19 protein-coding genes are annotated in these 18,603 nt (G+C 71.6%); 14 read left to right on the top strand and 5 right to left on the bottom strand.

Annotated elements, in window-relative coordinates; translation table 11 throughout:
* The first annotated feature begins 16 nt into the window (after window positions 1-16).
* The gene (locus ACFPLC_RS25695; protein WP_378203559.1) at window positions 17-316 is read left to right on the top strand and encodes a hypothetical protein; all 300 of its coding nucleotides are present in this window, start codon (window positions 17-19) and stop codon (window positions 314-316) included.
* Here ACFPLC_RS25695 and ACFPLC_RS25690 read toward each other — a convergent pair.
* Together ACFPLC_RS25690 and ACFPLC_RS25685 are read right to left on the bottom strand one after the other, a co-directional pair.
* Window positions 273-935 (bottom strand): ribonuclease FAU-1 family protein, encoded by a 663-nt coding sequence (locus tag ACFPLC_RS25690; RefSeq protein WP_378203562.1) that lies wholly within the window; start codon window positions 933-935, stop codon window positions 273-275. The genes ACFPLC_RS25695 and ACFPLC_RS25690 overlap by 44 nt on opposite strands.
* Window positions 928-1,773 carry a hypothetical protein gene (locus ACFPLC_RS25685; protein WP_378203565.1) on the bottom strand — a complete coding sequence of 282 codons (846 nt, stop codon included), beginning with the start codon at window positions 1,771-1,773 and terminating at the stop codon, window positions 928-930. Before ACFPLC_RS25685 ends, ACFPLC_RS25690 begins: the two co-directional genes overlap by 8 nt.
* A gap of 107 nt (window positions 1,774-1,880) precedes the next feature.
* On the opposite strand from ACFPLC_RS25685, the gene ACFPLC_RS25680 reads away from it, so the two are divergent.
* The 5 genes from ACFPLC_RS25680 (at window position 1,881) to ACFPLC_RS25660 (ending at window position 8,007) form a co-directional block, all read left to right on the top strand.
* A complete protein-coding gene (locus ACFPLC_RS25680) occupies window positions 1,881-3,380 on the top strand; it encodes a leucyl aminopeptidase (RefSeq protein WP_378203568.1) in 1,500 nt (499 codons plus the stop codon).
* Window positions 3,381-3,503: 123 nt separating this feature from the next.
* Window positions 3,504-5,468 (top strand): TRAP transporter permease, encoded by a 1,965-nt coding sequence (locus tag ACFPLC_RS25675; protein ID WP_378203571.1) that lies wholly within the window; start codon window positions 3,504-3,506, stop codon window positions 5,466-5,468.
* Window positions 5,465-6,442, top strand: coding sequence for a TAXI family TRAP transporter solute-binding subunit (locus ACFPLC_RS25670; protein WP_378203574.1), 978 nt, complete (start codon window positions 5,465-5,467; stop codon window positions 6,440-6,442). The genes ACFPLC_RS25675 and ACFPLC_RS25670 overlap by 4 nt, the downstream gene beginning before the upstream one ends.
* A gap of 10 nt (window positions 6,443-6,452) precedes the next feature.
* Window positions 6,453-7,544: an SMI1/KNR4 family protein gene (locus tag ACFPLC_RS25665; RefSeq protein ID WP_378203577.1), complete on the top strand. Its 1,092-nt coding sequence runs from the start codon at window positions 6,453-6,455 to the stop codon at window positions 7,542-7,544.
* Between the two features lie 10 nt (window positions 7,545-7,554).
* Window positions 7,555-8,007 carry a GNAT family N-acetyltransferase gene (locus ACFPLC_RS25660; protein ID WP_378203580.1) on the top strand — a complete coding sequence of 151 codons (453 nt, stop codon included), beginning with the start codon at window positions 7,555-7,557 and terminating at the stop codon, window positions 8,005-8,007.
* Here ACFPLC_RS25660 and ACFPLC_RS25655 read toward each other — a convergent pair.
* The gene (locus ACFPLC_RS25655) at window positions 8,004-8,348 is read right to left on the bottom strand and encodes a hypothetical protein (RefSeq protein WP_003071911.1); all 345 of its coding nucleotides are present in this window, start codon (window positions 8,346-8,348) and stop codon (window positions 8,004-8,006) included. The genes ACFPLC_RS25660 and ACFPLC_RS25655 overlap by 4 nt on opposite strands.
* Before the next feature lie 183 nt (window positions 8,349-8,531).
* Between ACFPLC_RS25655 and lpdA the strand changes: the two genes are divergently transcribed.
* From lpdA to lipB, 5 genes are all read left to right on the top strand, one after another.
* Window positions 8,532-9,905, top strand: a complete 1,374-nt coding sequence (gene lpdA / locus ACFPLC_RS25650; RefSeq protein ID WP_378203585.1) for a dihydrolipoyl dehydrogenase — start codon at window positions 8,532-8,534, stop codon at window positions 9,903-9,905.
* 55 nt (window positions 9,906-9,960) lie between these two features.
* Window positions 9,961-11,763, top strand: a complete 1,803-nt coding sequence (gene sucB / locus ACFPLC_RS25645) for a 2-oxoglutarate dehydrogenase, E2 component, dihydrolipoamide succinyltransferase (RefSeq protein ID WP_378203588.1) — start codon at window positions 9,961-9,963, stop codon at window positions 11,761-11,763.
* Window positions 11,764-12,034: 271 nt separating this feature from the next.
* Window positions 12,035-12,910, top strand: coding sequence for a TIGR01777 family oxidoreductase (locus ACFPLC_RS25640; RefSeq protein WP_378203591.1), 876 nt, complete (start codon window positions 12,035-12,037; stop codon window positions 12,908-12,910).
* Window positions 12,907-13,530, top strand: coding sequence for a phosphatase PAP2 family protein (locus ACFPLC_RS25635; protein WP_378203594.1), 624 nt, complete (start codon window positions 12,907-12,909; stop codon window positions 13,528-13,530). The genes ACFPLC_RS25640 and ACFPLC_RS25635 overlap by 4 nt, the downstream gene beginning before the upstream one ends.
* Window positions 13,527-14,270 carry a lipoyl(octanoyl) transferase LipB gene (gene lipB, locus ACFPLC_RS25630; protein ID WP_191316985.1) on the top strand — a complete coding sequence of 248 codons (744 nt, stop codon included), beginning with the start codon at window positions 13,527-13,529 and terminating at the stop codon, window positions 14,268-14,270. The genes ACFPLC_RS25635 and lipB overlap by 4 nt, the downstream gene beginning before the upstream one ends.
* Window positions 14,271-14,366: 96 nt before the next feature.
* Here the strand turns inward: lipB and ACFPLC_RS25625 are convergent, their stop codons facing one another.
* Window positions 14,367-15,302, bottom strand: coding sequence for an LLM class F420-dependent oxidoreductase (locus ACFPLC_RS25625; protein WP_378203599.1), 936 nt, complete (start codon window positions 15,300-15,302; stop codon window positions 14,367-14,369).
* Between the two features lie 4 nt (window positions 15,303-15,306).
* Entirely contained in the window at window positions 15,307-15,918 is a 612-nt protein-coding gene (locus ACFPLC_RS25620) for a TetR/AcrR family transcriptional regulator (protein ID WP_103342363.1), read from the bottom strand.
* A gap of 130 nt (window positions 15,919-16,048) precedes the next feature.
* On the opposite strand from ACFPLC_RS25620, the gene ACFPLC_RS25615 reads away from it, so the two are divergent.
* From ACFPLC_RS25615 to lipA, 3 genes are read left to right on the top strand one after another with little or no spacing between them, the layout of a single operon-like run.
* On the top strand, window positions 16,049-16,570 hold the full coding sequence (locus ACFPLC_RS25615) for a hypothetical protein (RefSeq protein WP_378203602.1): 522 nt from the start codon (window positions 16,049-16,051) through the stop codon (window positions 16,568-16,570).
* A gap of 18 nt (window positions 16,571-16,588) precedes the next feature.
* Window positions 16,589-17,539 (top strand): oxidoreductase, encoded by a 951-nt coding sequence (locus tag ACFPLC_RS25610; RefSeq protein WP_378203605.1) that lies wholly within the window; start codon window positions 16,589-16,591, stop codon window positions 17,537-17,539.
* Between the two features lie 24 nt (window positions 17,540-17,563).
* Window positions 17,564-18,565, top strand: a complete 1,002-nt coding sequence (lipA, locus tag ACFPLC_RS25605; RefSeq protein WP_378203608.1) for a lipoyl synthase — start codon at window positions 17,564-17,566, stop codon at window positions 18,563-18,565.
* The last annotated feature ends 38 nt before the right edge of the window (window positions 18,566-18,603 follow it).

Raw genomic sequence — 18,603 nt, 5'->3', positions numbered from 1 at the left:
CCTCTAGGATGACGCCGTGACCTACCACTCCACTGAGCCGGTCCCCCGGCCCAAGACGACCGGCGCCGACATCAAGACCTTCGTCGCCGCGGCGCTGCTGACCTTCGGCGTCGGCCTGCTCGGCATGGTCGGCTGGGCCGTGCTGGACAGCGGCTTCGGCGGCTTCCTCGGCCTGATCGCCGGGGTCTTCGGCGTCGTGTGGTGGCGGAAGATCCACGGCAAGGCGTTCCCGAAGGTGCTGCCGACGAAGTCGGTCGTCATCCTCGCGGTCGTCAACGCCGTGCTGGCGCTGATCCTTCTCCTGACCGCGGGCTGAGCTCCGGCGGCAGCTCCGGCAACGGCCAGCCGGGATCCGGGCGGAATTCGGTGTCGGTCCCGTCGAACGGGTAGGCGCCGCGCTCGGCCAGCGCGCCGATCCGCTCGCCCTCCGCGCGCAGCCGGTCGAACTGCTCGAGGGTCAGGCGGCCGACCTCGATGGCCGCCTCGGCCTCGTCCTCGTCGTCCCAGCGCCAGCTGCCGTCGCGCTCGACGACGACGTCGAGCACGCCGTCGATCCGGTCCACCGCGCCCGGCGTGCGGCCCAGCGGGATCTCCAGGTTGACGTACCAGTTCTTGAACCGGCCGTCGAGGTCGAAGAACCACCAGACCGACGACCACTCGTCTTCGGGAATCCGGCGCAGCGTCGAGGCACCGTGCCAGGAATCCGGGACCGGCACCCGCGGGATGCGGAACCGCTGGTCCAGCGGGGCGTCCCGCATCAGGCGGCCGTCGGCGAGCCTGCTGCCGACGATCGGCGTGCCCGCCGGCAGCCAGGCCAGCAGGACGCGGCCGTCGTCTTCGAGGACGCGCAGCGGGTGGACCTGGCCGATCGAGCCGTCGGGGCGGTGGAACCGTTCGACCACGGTCTCCCCCGGCCGCCAGCGTCGATCACTCACGCGCTTCACTGTACCTGCGCGCGCGTACGCCCAGTAGCAGCTCGAACACGGTGGCCAGCCCCGCGACGACGAGCACGGGCAGCACCGGCAGGAAGAACGCGGCGACCGCGGCGGCGGCGAGCCCGGCGAGCCCCGGCGTCCCCGCCCGCGCCCGGACCTCGGCCCCGGCGGCGAGCGCGGGCACCACGGTGGCGACCACCGCGACGACCGTGAGCAGCGGTTGCAGCGCGTCGGCGTCGGCGGCGGACAGCAGGTCGCGCAGCGAGGTGAGCGACAGCCCGAGCCGCACCGCGCCGAGCTGGTAGAGCGCGGCGAAGGCGGCCAGGACGGCGAACGCGCCGAGCAGCAGTACGCGCGGGCCCGCGTTCCCGCGTCCGGCCGGCCGCAGGAACGGCAGCGCGAGCACCGCGGCGACGAGCACACCCGCGAAATCCGGGGGCCGCAGGCCGTCCGCCGTTCCCACCGGCGGCACGGCGACGCACACGACGACCAGCACGAGCCCCGCGGCGAGCAGCAGACCCCCCGCGACCCGCACGACGATCGTCGGGATCTTCGGCCCGGCGAACCCCGCGCCGGTCACCACGACGACGAACACCGCGGCCGCCGCCGCGCGGTGCGCCGGGAAGACGTAGGCGCCGAACGCGATGGCGTAGACGGTCACCTCCGACAGCCGCGCGACCGCCACGACGACCCGCTCCACCAGGGTGTCCCCCGGTTCCGGCACCCGCGCCGACACGCCGGCGGCCACCGCCGCGAGCACCAGCCCGGCGAGCAGCCACCAGCCCGCGCCCGCCGCCCCGGCCGCCAGCGCGACCAGCAGCCCACCGCCCAGCCGCACGCAGCCCTCCCGTACCTGTGTTCACCCGCGGTTCCGTCGTCATTAGCATGGCTCACGATCCCGACCGGGCCGGTGCCCGGTACCCGAGAACGCGCGAGGAGCCAGAAGTGACCGTGCCTAAGCTCGCCCTGTCCGACAACACCGGGGAGGCACTGGCCAAGACGCGCGCCGACGTGGTCGTCATCGGCACCCTGGCCGGCGAGGACGGTCCGGTGCTCGCTCCCGGTGCCGCCGCCGTGGACGCCGCCTTCGACGGCAGGCTCGCCGGCCTGCTGGCCACGCTCGGGGCGAGCGGCAAGGCCGAAGAGGTCGTCAAGGTCCCGACGCTGGGCAAGCTCCCGGCGGGTGTGGTGCTCGCCGTCGGCCTGGGCAAGGCGGGCGACACCGTCACCCCCGAGCAGGTCCGCCGGGCCGCGGGGGCGGCCGGCCGCGCGCTGGCCGGCACCGACCGCGCCTTCGTCACGCTGTCCGAGCTCGACCTGCAGGCCGCCGTCGAGGGCACGGTCCTCGGCTCCTACGTCTTCACCGCCTACCGCTCGGAGAAGGGCGACGCCCCGCTGGCGAAGGCGGACTTCGCGAGCCCGGCCGACGGCACCGCCCGCGAGCACAAGGCGACCCTGAAGGCGGCCGGCGCCATCGCCGAGGCCGTCATCGTGGCCCGCGACCTGATCAACACCCCGCCGAACGACCTCTACCCGGCCTCCTTCGCCGACCGCGCGAAGAAGCTGGCCGAGGACAACGGCCTCGAGTTCGAGGTGCTCGACGAGAAGGCCCTCAAGCGCAAGGGTTTCGGCGGCATCCTCGGCGTCGGCGGCGGCTCGTCCCGCCCGCCGCGGCTGCTGCGCCTGGCGTACAAGCCGGCCAAGGCCGCCAAGAAGGTCGCCCTCGTCGGCAAGGGCATCACGTTCGACTCGGGCGGCATCTCGCTCAAGTCCGCCGCGAACATGGACCACATGACCTCGGACATGTCCGGCGCGGCCGGCGTGCTCGCGTCGGTGGTGCTGGCGGCGAAGCTTAAGTACCCCCTGGAGGTCGTCGCGCACATCCCGCTGGCGGAGAACCTGCCGTCCGGGACGTCGTACCGGCCGGGTGACGTGCTGACCATGTACGGCGGCAAGACCGTCGAGGTGCTCAACACCGACGCCGAAGGCCGGCTCGTGCTCGTGGACGCCATGGTGCGCGCGGCCGAGGAGAACCCGGACTACCTGATCGAGACGTCCACGCTGACCGGCGCCCAGGTCGTCGCGCTCGGCAACCGCACCGCCGGCGTGATGGGCTCGGAGGACTTCCGCGACCGCGTCGCGGCGATCATGCAGGCCACCGGCGAAAACGGCTGGGCCATGCCGCTGCCGGAGGAGCTGCGCGCCGACCTCGACTCGCGCCTGGCCGACCTGGCCAACGTGACCGGCCACCGCTGGGGCGGCATGCTCGCCGCCGGGATCTTCCTGCGCGAGTTCGTCGCCGACGGCCTCGACTGGGTCCACATCGACATCGCGGGCCCGTCGTTCAACACCGGTTCGCCGTGGGGCTACACCGGCAAGGGCGGCACCGGCGTCCCGGTCCGCTCGATCGCCGCGGTCCTCGCGGACATCGCCGCCAACGGCTGACCCCGATGCCGTGAATGACTCATTCCTGGCGTCGGACGCCAGGAATGAGTCATTCACGGCGCTTCGGCGGCGGTGATCGAATTGCCGCTTTCGGTGTGATCCGCGACACCGTACGGTGACCGGGTGACGACCGAGCCGGTGGAACGCGACTCCCCCGCCGAAATCGCCGCCGAGCACGACGAGGAACGCCCGGCGCGGAAGCTGTCCCGCGTTCCCGACCGCGTCGTCTACTTCGTCGCCCTCGCGGTCGCGGTCCTCGTGCTCAAGCAGGTGTTCTTCCCGTTCGCCAAGGGCAACCAGTTCTACCTGGTCCTCTTCCTCGGCGTGACGCTCCCGCTGATCTTCCTCTGCTACCGCCCGCGGCTGCGCGGCCGCGACGACCCGGGCTGGACCGACTGGGCGCTCGCCGTCCTGGCGCTGGCCGTCGGCCTCTACCCGGTGTTCGTCGGCTACGACGACTTCCTGAACCGCCAGGGCATTCTGTCCCCGCTGGACATCGTGGCCGGCGCGCTGCTGCTGGTGCTGATCCTCGAAGCCACCCGCCGCACCACCGGGCTGGTGCTGCCGATCGTCTGCCTGCTCTTCCTGGCCTACGCCTACTACGGCGGCTTCCTCCCGCAGAACTGGGGCATCGCCCACGCGGGCATCGACTTCAGCCAGATCGTCAACGCGCTCTTCAACGACGCCAGCGGGTTCTACGGCACTCCCCTGGACGTCGCGGCGAGCTACATCGTGCTGTTCACCCTCTACGGCGCGGTGCTCAACGCCTCCGGAGCCGGGCAGTTCTTCGTGGACATCTCCTTCGCCGCGTTCCGCAGGTCCCGGACCGCACCCGGCCGGACCACCGTGCTGTCCGGCTTCCTGCTCGGCACGGTATCGGGTTCGGGCACCGCGACCGCCGTCAGCCTCGGCTCGATCACCTGGCCGATCCTCGAGAAAGCCCGCTACCCCAAGGAAAACGCCGGCGGGCTGCTCGCCGCGTCGGGCATCGGGGCCATCCTCTCGCCGCCGACGCTGGGCGCGGCCGCGTTCATCATCGCCGAGTACCTGCAGACGTCGTACCTGAAGGTGCTGGTCTGGGCGACCGTTCCGACCCTGCTCTACTACCTCGGCATCGTGTTCGCGATGGAGGCCGACGCGCGGCGCTTCAAGGCCGAAGCCGTCGACGTCCCGCACGCCGATCCCTGGAATCTGTTGCGGCGCGGCGGTTATCACTTCCTGTCGCTGGCGATCATCGTCGTGTTCCTCGCCCTGGACATCCCGCCGTTCGCCGCGGTGGTCTACGCCACCGGCGTCGCCGCGCTGTTCGCGCTGATCGCCCGGCGCCACGACGTGCGCGGGTGGGCCAAGGACATGGTCGACGCGCTGTCGGCGGGTGTCCGGGGCGCCCTGCCGGTGATCGCGGTGTGCGCGGCGGCCGGCGTGATCACCTCGACCATCACCAAGACCGGGCTGGGCCTCGAACTCGCCGACGCGCTGGTGGAACTGGCCGGCGTGCTGACCGACAACGGCACGGTGGTCCTCATCCTCACCGTGCTGCTCTCGGCGGTCGCCGTCGGCGTGCTCGGGCTCGCGGTGCCGGTCACCGCCAGCTTCATCATCGCCTGGGTGGTGATCGGCCCGGCCCTGGAGACGCTGGGCGTCGCCGACGCCGAGCGCGCGATGTTCATCTTCTACTACGCCGTGCTGTCCGAGGTCACGCCGCCGACCGCGCTCGCCGCGGTCGCTTCGGCGGCGATCACCGGCGGCTCGGTGCTGGGCACGATGTGGCAGTGCTGGAAGTACACGCTCCCGGCGTTCCTGGTGCCGATCGCCTTCGTGCTGACGGACAACGGCGCCGCGCTGCTGCTGGAGTCCGACGTGCTCACCGTGCTGTGGGTGACGGCGGTGTCCGCGCTCGCCGTCGCCGCGCTGGCGGTGGTCACCGGCGGCTGGCTCTTCGGCCCGGTCAGCCTCCCGGTGCGGCTGTTGTTCGTCCCGGCCGCCCTGTGCCTGCTCTACCTGGAGCCGGTGCCGATCGCGATCGGTGCCGCGTGCGGCGCCGGCGCTCTGCTCACCCATGCCGTGATCAAGAGGAGGACAGCATGAAACGCGCAGTCGCCGCCGCCGCGGTGCTCGCTCTGGCCGTCACCGGCTGCGGCGGGAAACAGCAGACCGACCAGGCCGCGCCCAGCGGTGCGGCACAGTCCTGCGAAGCGGGTGAAGGCCGCATCACCATCGCCACCGGCAACAGCGGCGGCGTGTACTACGTGCTGGGCGGCGGGCTGGCCCAGCTGATCAGCAACAACACGAAGCTGCGGGCGACGGCCTCGGAAACCGGCGCGTCGGTGCAGAACATCCAGCAGCTGGTCGCCGGCAACTACGACGTCGCGTTTTCGCTGGCCGACACCGCGGCGGACGCCGTCAACGGCAAGGGGGCCTTCGACGGCAAGCCACAGAAGATCCGGGCCCTGTCCCGGATCTACCCGAACTCGACGCAGGTGCTGGTGCGCACGGACGCCGGCATCAACAGCGTCGAGGACATGAAGGGCAAGCGGATCTCGACCGGCTCGCCCAAGTCGGGCACCGAGGTGATCGCCAACCGCCTCCTCGAGGCGGCCGGGCTCAAGCCCGACACCGACGTCCAGGCCCAGCGGCTCGACCTGGCCAAGACGGCGGACGGCATGAAGGCGGGGACGCTCGACGGGCTCGTCTGGTCCGGCGGGCTGCCGACCGCGCAGATCACCGACATCACCACGGCGTTGCAGGACAAGGTGAAGTTCCTCGACGTCACGCCGCTGCTCCCGGCGCTGAAGAAGGTGAACCCGGTCTACGACCAGGCGGTGATCCCCAAGGCGGCCTACGGGCAGCCGGCGGACGTGCCGACGGTCGTGGTGCCCAACCTGCTGCTGGTCCGCGAGGACTTCCCGGCGGGCAACGCGTGCGCGATCACGAAGCTGATCTTCGACAAGCAGGCGGAGCTGGCGAAGGTGCACCCGGCGGCGAAGGAGATCTCCAAGCAGCTGGCGACGCAGACCGACCCGGTGCCGCTGCACCCGGGCGCGAAGCAGGCCCTCGGCTAGGGTCGGCGGGGTGCAGGACTTCCTCGAAGCGGCGGTCCGCGACGTCCTGACGGCGCCCGAGGCGCGCGTCGACGACCAGGTGGGGTACGCGGCCTTGCTGCTGGCGGTCTCCGGCGCCCTCGACGAGGCGGACCGGCTGGTCACGCAGTGGCTGGCCCGCACCGAACGCCCGGTGACGGCCTTGGCCGCGGACCCGGTGCGGGCGCGCGCGTGGGCGATGCTCTTCGAGGCTCGGGGCGGACGTCCGGACTGGGCCGCGGGCCTCCCGCCGCTCGATCTCGACGCGGAGGAGCGCACGCACGCGGCCTGGTTGCGGCGCCCGGTTTCGGAACTCGAAGGTGTGCTCCCGCCGGGCCCGGTAGCGGAGGTGGTGCGCCAGGTGGCGCCGTCGCGCCCGGACCGGGTGCGGACCGCGCTTGCCGACGGTGACCTGGAGCTTTGGGCGTCGCTCACCGGGCCGCACCCGGACGTCGCGACGCTGGCCGCGACGCGGGCCCTGGCTCCGGCGCTGGTCGCGGGCGCGGACCCGCTGGAGCTGCGGGAGGAGGCGCCCACTTGGGCGGGCGCGCTGGTCGCGGCGCTGCACGAGCGGTACCCGCCGGAGCTGGGCAGCTGGCCGAAGCTGATCGCGGAGATCCTGCGCCTGCGCGGCGTGGGGGAACTCCTGCCCGGCGCAGCCCCGGCGGAAACGCGGCCCGGACCGCTCCCACCCGGCTCGGCCGAACCCGCACTCCCCCCTGGCCCGGCCCCGGCAAAATCTCGCCCCGGGCCCCTCCTCCGCAGGCGGACCCCGCTCCCACCTCCGGCATCGGAGGCGGCGATCCGCTCAGCCGAGCTGCGCCTGGGCGTCGACCTCCCCGCCGACCACCGCGACTTCCTCCGCACCTGCGACGGCCTCCCCGCCGACGTGGTCTTCCCCCGCCTCCTCGGCACCGCGGACCTGCGTACCGAGAACGGCGTGGTGATCCTCAGCGACCCCGCCGTACTGCTGCTCTCGGCCGGGCACGTGGTCGAAGTCGACCCGGTCCTGGGCACCACCGTCCACGCGTCCTTCCGGGCGGCGTTGGTCCAGCACGCCACTCTGCTCGCCCAAGCCACGTAAGTTGGACCCGGTGACCATCCTCACCGTGGAGAAGATCACCCCGGACAACGTCGCCGCCGCGTGCCAGCTGGCCGTCCAGCCGCACCAGAAGAAGTTCGTCGCCCCCGTCGCCGTCTCGCTCGCCGAGGCCTACACCCAGCCGGAGATCGCCTGGCCGCGGGTGATCGCCGCCGACGGCGAACCCGTCGCTTTCGTGATGGGCCGCTTCGACCCGGCGGCCGAGCTCGACTTCTTCCGCTGCGGGATCTGGCGGCTCAACGTCGGCGCCTGCGTGCAGGGCCGCGGCTACGGCCGGTTCGCCGTCGAAACCGTCCTCGACGAGGCCCGGCGGCGGGGCGAAAAGGTCGCGACGGTGCTGTGGCTCCCGGGCGACGACGGCCCGGAACGGTTCTACCTCAAGCTGGGCTTCCAGCCCACCGGCCAGACCCACCACGGCGAGGTCGTCGGCCGGATCGAGCTCTAGACCTGACCGCGCTTCTTGCGCTCGGTGTACTCGCGCATCCGCTTCGGGTAACCCACCCGCGCGACCTCGTACACCGGGATCGACCGGCGGTGACCGAACTGCTGCGCGGCCTCCAGGCTGCCGATGCGCCGCCGCGTCCACTCCCCGTCGTGGGCGATCAACACCACAGTGGTCTCGGTGACGTTGGTCTTCGGCTCCACGAAGGCTTCGACACCCCTTCGGGTGGCCGCCCACTCGTCGAGGTGGCGGGTGTCCTCGGAGCTGGCTTTCCGCAGCGTACCGGCCCGTTGCCCACCCTTGGCCCGCCTGCGCAGCGAGTCGAAGAGCCCCACCTCGACCACCTCTCCTCCCGAGACGTACGCCACTCATTATCCCGATGTCCGCGTGTGGTCGGCGTCGCACACCCGGCTAGCTCGCAGCCCCGTCCGGCGTAGTGACAAGATGGCGGTGTCGCGCGCGCGGTTATACCGGGCGCGGGCGCGACGACAGAGCATCACCCCACTGCTTGCCGAGGAGTTAATGAAGTGACCGACACCTCCGCCGACCTCGTGATCCTGGGAGGCGGATCGGGCGGCTACGCCGCGGCGTTCCGCGCGGCCGAGCTGGGCCTTTCCGTCACGCTGATCGAGAAGGACAAGCTGGGCGGGACGTGCCTCCACCGGGGCTGCATCCCGACCAAGGCCCTGCTGCACGCCGCCGAGGTCGCCGACGAGACCCGTGACGCCGAAGCGGTCGGCGTCAAGGCCGCCTTCGAGGGCATCGACATCGCCGGGGTCAACAAGTACAAGGACGGCATCGTCGCCCGCCTGTACAAGGGCCTGCAGGGCCTGGCCAAGGCGCACAAGGTGAACCTCGTCGAGGGTGCGGGCACGTTCGTCGGCGGCACGACCGTCGAGGTGGACGGCACCCGCTACACCGGCAAGAACGTCATCCTCGCCACCGGCTCGTACTCGCGCACGCTGCCCGGCCTGGAGCTCGGCGGCCGCATCATCGCCAGCGAGCAGGCCCTCGCCCTCGACTACGTCCCCAAGAAGGTCGTGGTGCTCGGCGGCGGCGTCATCGGCGTCGAGTTCGCCAGCGTGTGGGCCTCCTTCGGCGTCGACGTCACCATCGTCGAGGCCCTGCCGCGGCTGGTCCCGAACGAGGACGAGTTCGCGTCCAAGCAGCTCGAGCGCGCTTTCCGCCGCCGCAAGATCGCCTTCAAGACCGGCGTGAAGTTCACCGGCGCGAAGCAGGACGACAACGGCGTGAGCGTTTCGCTGGAGTCCGGCGAGACCATCGAGGCCGACCTGCTGCTGGTCGCCGTCGGCCGCGGGCCGAACTCGGCCGGCCACGGTTACGAGGAGGCCGGTGTCAAGATCGAGCGCGGCTTCGTCATCACCGACGAGCGGCTGCGCACGAACCTGCCGAACGTCTACGCCGTCGGCGACATCGTCCCCGGCCTGCAGCTCGCGCACCGCGGCTTCCAGCAGGGCATCTTCGTCGCCGAGGAGATCGCCGGGCAGAACCCGCGCGTGATCGACGAGAGCGGCATCCCGCGGGTCACCTACTCGCACCCCGAGGTCGCGTCGGTCGGGCTGACCGAGTCGCAGGCGAAGGACAAGTACGGCTCGGACGTCACGACGTTCACCTACGACCTGGGCGGCAACGGCAAGAGCCAGATCCTCAAGACCTCCGGCGGGGTCAAGCTGGTCAAGGCCCCGGACGGCCCGGTCGTGGGCATCCACATGGTCGGCGACCGCGTCGGCGAGCTGATCGGCGAAGCGCAGCTGATCTACAGCTGGGAGGCGTTCCCCGAGGACGTCGCCCCGCTGATCCACGCGCACCCCACCCAGACCGAGGCCCTCGGTGAAGCGTTCCTCGCCCTCGCGGGGAAGCCGCTGCACGTGCACAGCTGACGTCCCACCAGCAGAATCCAGACCACGCAGAACTTGGAAGAGGAGTCAGCGAACGATGGCCTACTCCGTCACATTGCCGGAGCTCGGGGAGAGCGTCACCGAAGGCACCGTCACCCGGTGGCTTAAGCAGGAGGGCGACACCGTCGAGGTCGACGAGCCGTTGCTCGAGATCTCGACCGACAAGGTCGACACCGAGGTGCCTTCCCCGGTGGCGGGCACGGTCGTGAAGATCAGCGCCCAGGAGGACGAGACCGTCGAGGTCGGCGGCGAGCTCGCCGTCATCGACGACGGCACCGGCGGCGTGCCGGAGTCCTCCGGGTCCTCCGCCCCGGCGCAGGAGGAGAAGTCCGAGCCGGAGCCCGCGCAGGAAGAGGAGCCGCAGGCCCAGGCCGCCGAGGACAGCGCGCCGAGCAAGCCGGACACCGCGCCGGCGGCGGGTGGCGAAGGCACCGAGGTGAAGCTGCCCGAGCTGGGCGAGAGTGTCACCGAGGGCACCGTCACGCGCTGGCTGAAGGCGGTCGGCGACTCGGTCGAGGTCGACGAGCCGCTGCTCGAGATCTCCACCGACAAGGTCGACACCGAGGTGCCGTCGCCGGTGGCCGGCACGGTGCTGGAGATCCGCGCGGGCGAGGACGAGACCGTCGAGGTCGGCGGCGTCCTGGCCGTGATCGGCGACGCGAACGCGGCGCCGAAGGCCGAGTCGAAGCCGGAACCCAAGCCGGAGCCCAAGCCCGAGCCGAAGCCGGAACCCAAGCCGGAGCCGAAGCCGGAGCCGGTGCAGGAGTCGAAGCCGGAACCGAAGCCCGAGCCCAAGCCGGAACCGAAGCCGCAGGCCGCGCCCGCGGCGAAGGCGACCGAGTCGGCCCCGGCCGCCGCGGCGAAGGACGGCTCGGCGGACGGCCCGTACGTCACGCCGCTGGTCCGCAAGCTCGCGTCGGAGCACGGCATCGACCTGTCGACGCTGACCGGCAGCGGTGTCGGCGGCCGGATCCGCAAGCAGGACGTCCTGGCCGCGGCCGAGGAGAAGCAGAAGCAGCAGGCCCCGGCGCCCGCCGCCGCTGCCCCGGCTGCTGCTGCCGCCCCGTCGGCGCCGGCCGCGCGTCCCGCGGCCGCGGTGTCGCCGGAGCTCGCCGCGCTGCGCGGCACCGTGCAGAAGGCCAGCCGGATCCGCCAGATCACGGCCACCAAGACCCGCGAGTCGCTGCAGATCGCCGCGCAGCTCACGCAGGTCCAGGAGGTCGACGTCACGAAGATCGCCAAGCTGCGCCAGCGGGCGAAGGCGGCCTTCAAGGAGCGCGAGGGCGTCAACCTGACGTTCCTGCCGTTCTTCGCGAAGGCCACGGTCGAGGCGCTCAAGCAGCACCCGAACGTCAACGCGTCCTACAACGAGGACACGAAGGAGATCACCTACCACGGCGCCGTGCACCTGGGCATCGCGGTGGACACCGAGCGCGGGCTGCTCTCGGTCGTGATCCACGACGCGGGCGAGCTGAGCCTGGCCGGGCTCGCGCACCGGATCGCCGACCTGGCGGGCCGCGCGCGGTCGGGCCAGATCAAGCCGGACGAGCTGTCGGGCGGCACGTTCTCGATCACGAACATCGGCAGCGTCGGCGCGCTGTTCGACACGCCGATCATCGTGCAGCCGCAGTCGGGCATCCTCGGCACCGGCGCGGTCGTCAAGCGCCCGGTGGTGATCGCGGACGCCGACGGCAACGACACGATCGCGATCCGGTCGATGGCGTACCTGCCGCTGACCTACGACCACCGCCTGGTGGACGGGGCCGACGCGGGCCGCTTCCTGACGACGATCAAGCAGCGCCTGGAAGAGGGCAACTTCGAGAGCGAACTCGGTCTCTGAAGTCACCGCTGACGAAGGCCGCCACGGGATGCCCGTGGCGGCCTTCGCCGCATCCGGGGAAGGAGACAGGGCACCGCAGCGGAGCTGTTCGCCTTTTTACCGTCACCTCGCGTCGCAGACTCACCGGCCGCCGCGCACGTGTGCCGGATCCTCGGCGGCACTGTGCGCTACACGGGCGTTCCCCTGTCACGCTGCCGCGGATTCGGCCTGTCCGCGGGCCGCACGGAAACCTGGGCATGCGGGCGGCCAGCGGATGCGCAACGATCGAACCATGCGAGTACTGATCGCCGGAGCGAGCGGCTTGATCGGGTCGGCGCTGGGTGACCGCCTGGGGCGCGAAGGCCACGAAGTCCGCCGGCTGGTGCGGCGGGAAGCGCGCGAAGGCGGCGAATTCCGCTGGGACCCGCCGTCGGGCACCATCGCGAGCGGTGCCTTCGAGGGGGTCGACGCCGTCGTGAACCTGGGTGGCCAGCGGCTGTTCCCCGGCCGGTGGAGCGCGATGCGCAAGCAGCAGCTCACCGACAGCCGGGTCGAGCCCACCGAGGTGCTCGCCGAAGCCGTCGCCGAACACGGGGTCGGGGTGCTCGTCAACGCGTCCGCCGTCGGGTACTACGGGAACACCGGTACGTCCACTGTGGACGAATCCGCGCCGCGCGGCGGGGGCTTCCTCGCCGAGCTGTGCGCAGTGTGGGAAGCGGCGACGGCGGGCGCCGGGGACGCGCGGGTCGTGAAGATCCGGACCGGGCTGGTCCTGTCGGCGAAGGGCGGCCTGTACGGGACGCTGCGTCCGCTCTTCGCGCTGTGCCTGGGCGGGCGGCTCGGGAACGGGAGCCAGTACATGCCGTGGATCGCCCTCGAGGACGAGGTCGGCGCGATCGTGCACGTCCTGACGCACGACGAGGTGTCCGGGCCGGTGAACCTGACCGGCCCGGAGCCGGTGACCAACGCCGAGTTCACCCGCGCCGTCGGCCGCGCGCTGCACCGGCCCGCGCCGTGGCGGGTCCCCGGGATCGCGCTCAAGGCGGTGCTCGGGCAGGCCGGTGAGGAGATGGCGCTGTTCGGGCAGCGGGCCGTCCCGGCCGTGCTGGAGCGGACCGGTTACGCGTTCCGGCACCGGACCCTGGGCAGCGCGCTCGCCGCGGCATGACGGTCCCCCTCAAGCGCTGGCTCGTCGTCGGTTTCGCGCTGGTGGCAGCCTTCGTGGCGCTCGGGCTCGGCGTCGCCCGGCACCCGCTGACCCTCGACTCCCAGGTGGCGAACGCCCTCCACGGCGTCTACACGCAGCCGCTCGGGCGGGCGGCGCAGATCGGCAGCGATGTCCTCGGCCCGGTGCTTCCCTGGATCCTCGGCGTGGCGCTGCTCGCGCTGGGGTTGCGGCAGCGGCAGCACACCGGGTTGTGCGTGCGGCTCGCCGTCGTGCTGCTGCTGTGCCGGCTGACGAGCGTGGTGGCCAAGCCGCTGTTCCTGCGGGAACGCCCCCGCGACTACCCGGACCTGAGCTACCCCAGCGGGCACGTGACGTCGGTGGCGAGCGTCGGGTTCGTGCTGGTGCTGCTGTGCGCGTACCTGTGGCCGAGGCTGGTGAAGCGCGTCCTGCCGGCCGCCGCGGTGGCGGTCGTGGTGTGCGCCGCCTGCCGGGTCGTGCTCGGGGTGCACTGGGTGTCGGACACGATCGGCGCAGTGCTGGCGGTGACCGGTGTCGGGCTGCTCTCAGCGTGCGCCTTGCGGCTGCTTCCCCCGGGTGACGGGCGTAGCCTCGACGGGTGAGTTCTTCCCGTACTTCCTGCCGCGCCAGCACCGAGCCCGTCGACGTCCGGGAACTCGGCACGATCGACTACACCGAAGCCTGGGAGCTCCAGCGGAGCTTCTTGACCGCACGCGCGGACGGCACCGCGCCGGACACGATGCTCCTGCTCCAGCACCCGTCGGTGTACACGGCGGGCAAGCGCACGGAGGAGGCCGACCGCCCAACGGACGGCACCCCGGTGATCGACGTCGACCGCGGCGGCAAGATCACCTGGCACGGGCCGGGCCAGCTGGTGGGCTACCCGATCGTCAAGCTCGCCGACCCGATCGACGTGGTCCACTACGTGCGCCGCCTGGAAGAGGCGCTGATCCACGTGTGCGACCAGCTCGGCGTGGCGAGCGGCCGGGTCGAGGGCCGCAGCGGGGTGTGGATCCCGGCCGACGACCGCGGGATCGAGCGCAAGATCGCGGCGATCGGCATCCGCGTCCAGCGCGGCGTGACGATGCACGGCTTCGAGCTGAACTGCAACGCCGACCTGGCCGCGTTCGACTCGATCGTCCCGTGCGGCATCCGCGACGCGGGCGTGACGTCGCTGTCGTACGAGCTCCAGCGGGACGTGACGGTGGAAGCGGTCCTCCCCCTGGCCCGCGACGCGGTCCTGGCGGCCCTCGAAGGCGAGCTCCCGGTGAGCGAGGACCGCTGGCTCCCCCGCCCCGAGGCCCCGAAGGCGGCGGGCGTCACCTTCGCCCTCCAGAACTGAGAACGGTGAAGGCCACCTGTGGACAACAGGTGGCCTTCACCGTCTTGAGCCGCGGAACTGTCAGCCCCTTCCGCTAGCGTGGAAAACGGGGGCTGCTCAGTCCAGCTGCGGTGCCACCTCGGCGGCGATCAGGTCGAGCTGGTCCAGGTCCGACAGGTCCAGCAGCTGCAGGTAGACCCGCGTGATCCCGGTCTTCTCCCGCCACTGCCCGATCCGGTCGACGACCTCGGCGGGCGACCCGGCCAGGCCGTTGGCCCGCAGCTCGTCCACCTCCCGTCCGAGCACCGAAGCGCGCTGCGCGACTTCCGCGTCGGATCGGCCCACGCCGACGACCAGGGCCACCGAGCGCAGGATCTCCTTCGGGTCGCGCCCGATCTCCGCCGCGGCCGCCTCGACGCGGGCGAACTGGGCCGCCGCCGTCTCGAGGTCGGTGAACGGCAGGTTGAACTCGTCGGCGAACCGCGCGGCCAGCGCCGGCGTGCGCTTCTTGCCCCCGCCGCCGATGATCACCGGCGGCGCCGGGGACTGCGCGGGCTTCGGCAGCGCCGGCGACTCGGACAGCTTGTAGTGCGCTCCGTCGAACGAGTACGTCGAACCCAGCGGCGTCTTCCACAGCCCGGTGATGATCTCGAGCTGCTCGGCGTAGCGGTCGAAGCGCTCCTTCAGCGGCGGCAGCGTCAGGCCGTACGCCTCGTGCTCGGCGTCGTACCAGCCGGCCCCGAAACCGAACTCGACGCGGCCGCCGGACATCCGGTCGACCTGCGCCACCGAGATGGCCAGCGGTCCCGGGTGGCGGAACGTCGCCGCGGTGACCAGCGTGCCCAGCCGGACGCGGCTGGTCTCCCGGGCCAGGCCGGCGAGGGTGATCCACGCGTCGGTCGGCCCGGGCAGGCCGTCGGCCGAGCCCATCTTCAGGTAGTGGTCGCTGCGGAAGAAGGCGTCGTACCCGGCGGCTTCGGTCGCCTTGGCGACGCGCAGCAGGTCGTCGTAGCTGGCCCCTTGCTGGGGCTCGGTGAAGATCCTCAAGTCCACGACGTCAGCCTATAGAGACGTCGGGTTCCGTGCGCCTCAGCCGGACCAGCATGCGGACGATCACGTCCTCGATCTCGGCGCGGACCTTCTTCGGGTCGGGCGAACTGGCGATTTCGGTCGCGGCGCTCGACAGGGCGCCGAACAGCAGGCGCGCGGTGACCTCCACCGGCACCGGTTCGACCTCGCCCGCGTCGATCAGCGACTGCAGGCCGGACCGCACGAGCCCGAAGCTGCACCGCTCCTCGGCCTCGCGCCAGCGCTCCCAGCCCATCACGACCGGTGCCTCATGGATGGCGATCCGCTGGTAGGCGGGGTCGAGGCAGGCGCGGAAGAACGCGTTGAGCCCGGCGAGCGCCCGCTCCCACGGCGTGCCCTCGCCGGTCATGATCTTGTCGAGCCGGTCGTAGACGAGGCTTTCGACCTGGTCGAACGCGGCTTCGAACAACGCCTGCTTGCCGCTGAAGTGGTGGTACAGCGCGCCTTTGGTCACCCGGGCGCGTTTGGCGATCTCGTCGAGCGAGGTCCCCGCGTAACCGCGTTTGGTGAACAGTTCGACCGCGCTGTCGACCAGCGCGGACCGGGTCGACTCGGAATAGTCGAGTCGTCTGGACCTCATTGTCGCCACCTTCACAACTTTACGCCCGGAACCGCTCTCCATACTCATGGTATGTTCGGCGCGTCAGGTCCGTACCGGGAGTATGCCGCAGACCCGCGGTATGACCCGGGCCACGGAAGGGGACCCACACATGAGCTGGACCGACTTCTACCGACGTCAGGAAATCCTCGAAGCGACCGTCCGCCTGGCCGCCCGCAACCCGGGTGAGCCGCTGCCGCTCGAGGAGGTGCCCGGCGCCGAGGAGCACTTCGGCACCGAGGAAAACGTCCTCACCGCCCTGCAGTACCAGTGGACGCGGACGCTGAGCGGCCGCCTGCGCTCCGAGGTCGTCGACCCGGACGACGCCGACGGCCTCGGCGACCACGTCGACGCCGTCACCCGCGCCTGGCGCGCCGCCGTCGACGAGCACGCCGATCTGCGCGCGGTCCTCGACGGCGCCTACGAGCGGCACGCGTCGCTGCGCCGGATGCACGAGGGCGAGCTGCGGATGCTCGCCGTCACGGCCGGGCTGGCCGACCCGCGCGAGCCCGTCGACGAGATCGTCAAGGTGGGGCACGCGTTCGAAGCGCTGCTGCGGGCGAACCGCTCGGAGACGACCCGCCGCCGTCCGGTGATCGGACACCTGCGGCGACTGCTCGCGCCCAGCGCGTAAACGGAGTTAAGTAAGCGCATGACACAGCGCTGGACCGAAGCCGACATCGCCGACCAGAGCGGCCGGACCGTCCTGGTCACCGGAGCGAACTCCGGGCTCGGGCTGCGCACGTCACAGGTGCTCGCGGGCAAGGGGGCCCGCGTGCTCCTCGCCTGCCGCTCCGCCGAACGCGGCGCGAAGGCCCTCGAGACCGTGAAAGCGGCCGCCGCGGGCGCCGAACCCGAGCTCATCCCATTGGACCTGAGCGAGCTCGCGTCGGTGCGCGCGGCGGCCGTTTCGGTGCGGGAACGCACCGGCGACACCCTGGACGTACTGATCACCAACGCCGGCGTGATGGCCACCGCCCGCGGCCGCACGGCCGACGGGTTCGAGCTGCAGTTCGGCACCAACCACCTCGGGCACGCGGCGCTGACCTGGCTGCTGCTGCCCGCCCTGCGCGGCGGACGGCACGCCCGGGTCGTCGCGCTGTCGAGCCTGGCCGCCGTCGGCGCCCGGATCGACCTCGAAGACCCGAACGCCGAGCACCGCCGCTACAACCCGGCGACCGCGTACGGGCAGTCGAAGCTGGCGAACCAGGTGTTCGCCTTCGAGCTCGACCGGCGGCTGCGCGCGGCAGGCGACGACGTCATCGGCGTCGCCGCCCATCCCGGCTACACCGCGACCGGCCTCGGCAGCGGCATGGCGCGCTCGTACACGAACCCGATCGTGCGCTCGGTGATCGCGGGCGGCCACAAGATCGGCGAAACCCTGTTCGCGCAGAACGTCCGGCAGGGCGCGCTGCCGCAGCTGTACGCGGCCACGGCGGACGGCGTCGAGGGCGGCGACTACATCGTCCCGGGCGGCCTCGGCGGCATGCGCGGCAACCCGGTCAAGGGACGTCCGCTGCCGGCCGCACGCAGTGAGTCGCTGGGGGCCGCGTTGTGGGACGTCACCGCGAAGCTGACCGGCGTCACCCCGGATCCCGCCTAGCCCGGACGGGCGTACGGTTGACGTGTGAGTGCTGCGCCTGAAGGCCGGAAGCTGTTGCGTCTCGAGGTGCGTAACAGTGAGACGCCGATCGAGAAGAAGCCGTCGTGGATCAAGACGCGGGTGCGGATGGGGCCGGAGTTCACCGAGCTCAAGGGTCTGGTGCGTCGCGAGGGTCTGCACACGGTGTGTGAAGAGGCCGGTTGTCCCAACATTTACGAGTGCTGGGAGGACCGGGAGGCGACGTTCCTGATCGGTGGGGATCAGTGCACCCGGCGGTGTGACTTCTGCCAGATCGACACGGGCAAGCCCGCCGCTTTGGACACGTCGGAACCGCGGAAGGTCGCGGAGTCGGTGCAGGCCATGGGCTTGCGGTACTCCACGGTCACTGGTGTGGCCCGGGACGACCTTGAGGACGGCGGCGCCTGGCTGTACGCGGAGACTGTGCGGCAGATCCACGCGTTGAATCCGGGTACCGGGGTCGAGTTGCTGATTCCGGACTTCAACGCCGACCCGGAGCAGCTGGCGGAGGTGTTCGGGTCGCGGCCGGAGGTGCTGGCGCACAACGTGGAGACGGTGCCGCGGATTTTCAAGCGGATCCGTCCTGGTTTCCGGTATGCGCGGTCGCTGAAGGTCATCACGAAGGCTCGTGAGGCTGGTTTGGTGACGAAGTCGAACCTGATCCTCGGCATGGGCGAGACGCCGGATGAGGTCGGTCCGGCGATGCAGGACCTGGTCGACGCCGGGTGCGAGATCCTGACGATCACGCAGTATCTGCGTCCGTCGCCGCGGCATCACCCGGTGGACCGGTGGGTGAAGCCGGAGGAGTTCGTCGAGCACTCGAAGGTGGCCGAGGCGATGGGTTTCGCCGGGGTGATGGCCGGGCCGCTGGTGCGCTCGTCGTACCGCGCGGGACGGCTCTACGCCCAGACGAAGGCCCACCGCGGCGAGGTCCTGCCCGAGAACCTGCAGCACCTGGCCGCCGAAGGCCCCGCCGCCCAGGAAGCCGCGTCGCTGCTGGCACGGTGACGCACGTCACCCCACCATCCTTAAAGGATCGGTAAAGT

Source organism: Amycolatopsis plumensis (assembly GCF_042652605.1).
GTDB classification, from domain to species: Bacteria; Actinomycetota; Actinomycetes; order Mycobacteriales; family Pseudonocardiaceae; genus Amycolatopsis; species Amycolatopsis plumensis.
This window is presented reverse-complemented; position numbering and strand designations above follow the sequence as displayed.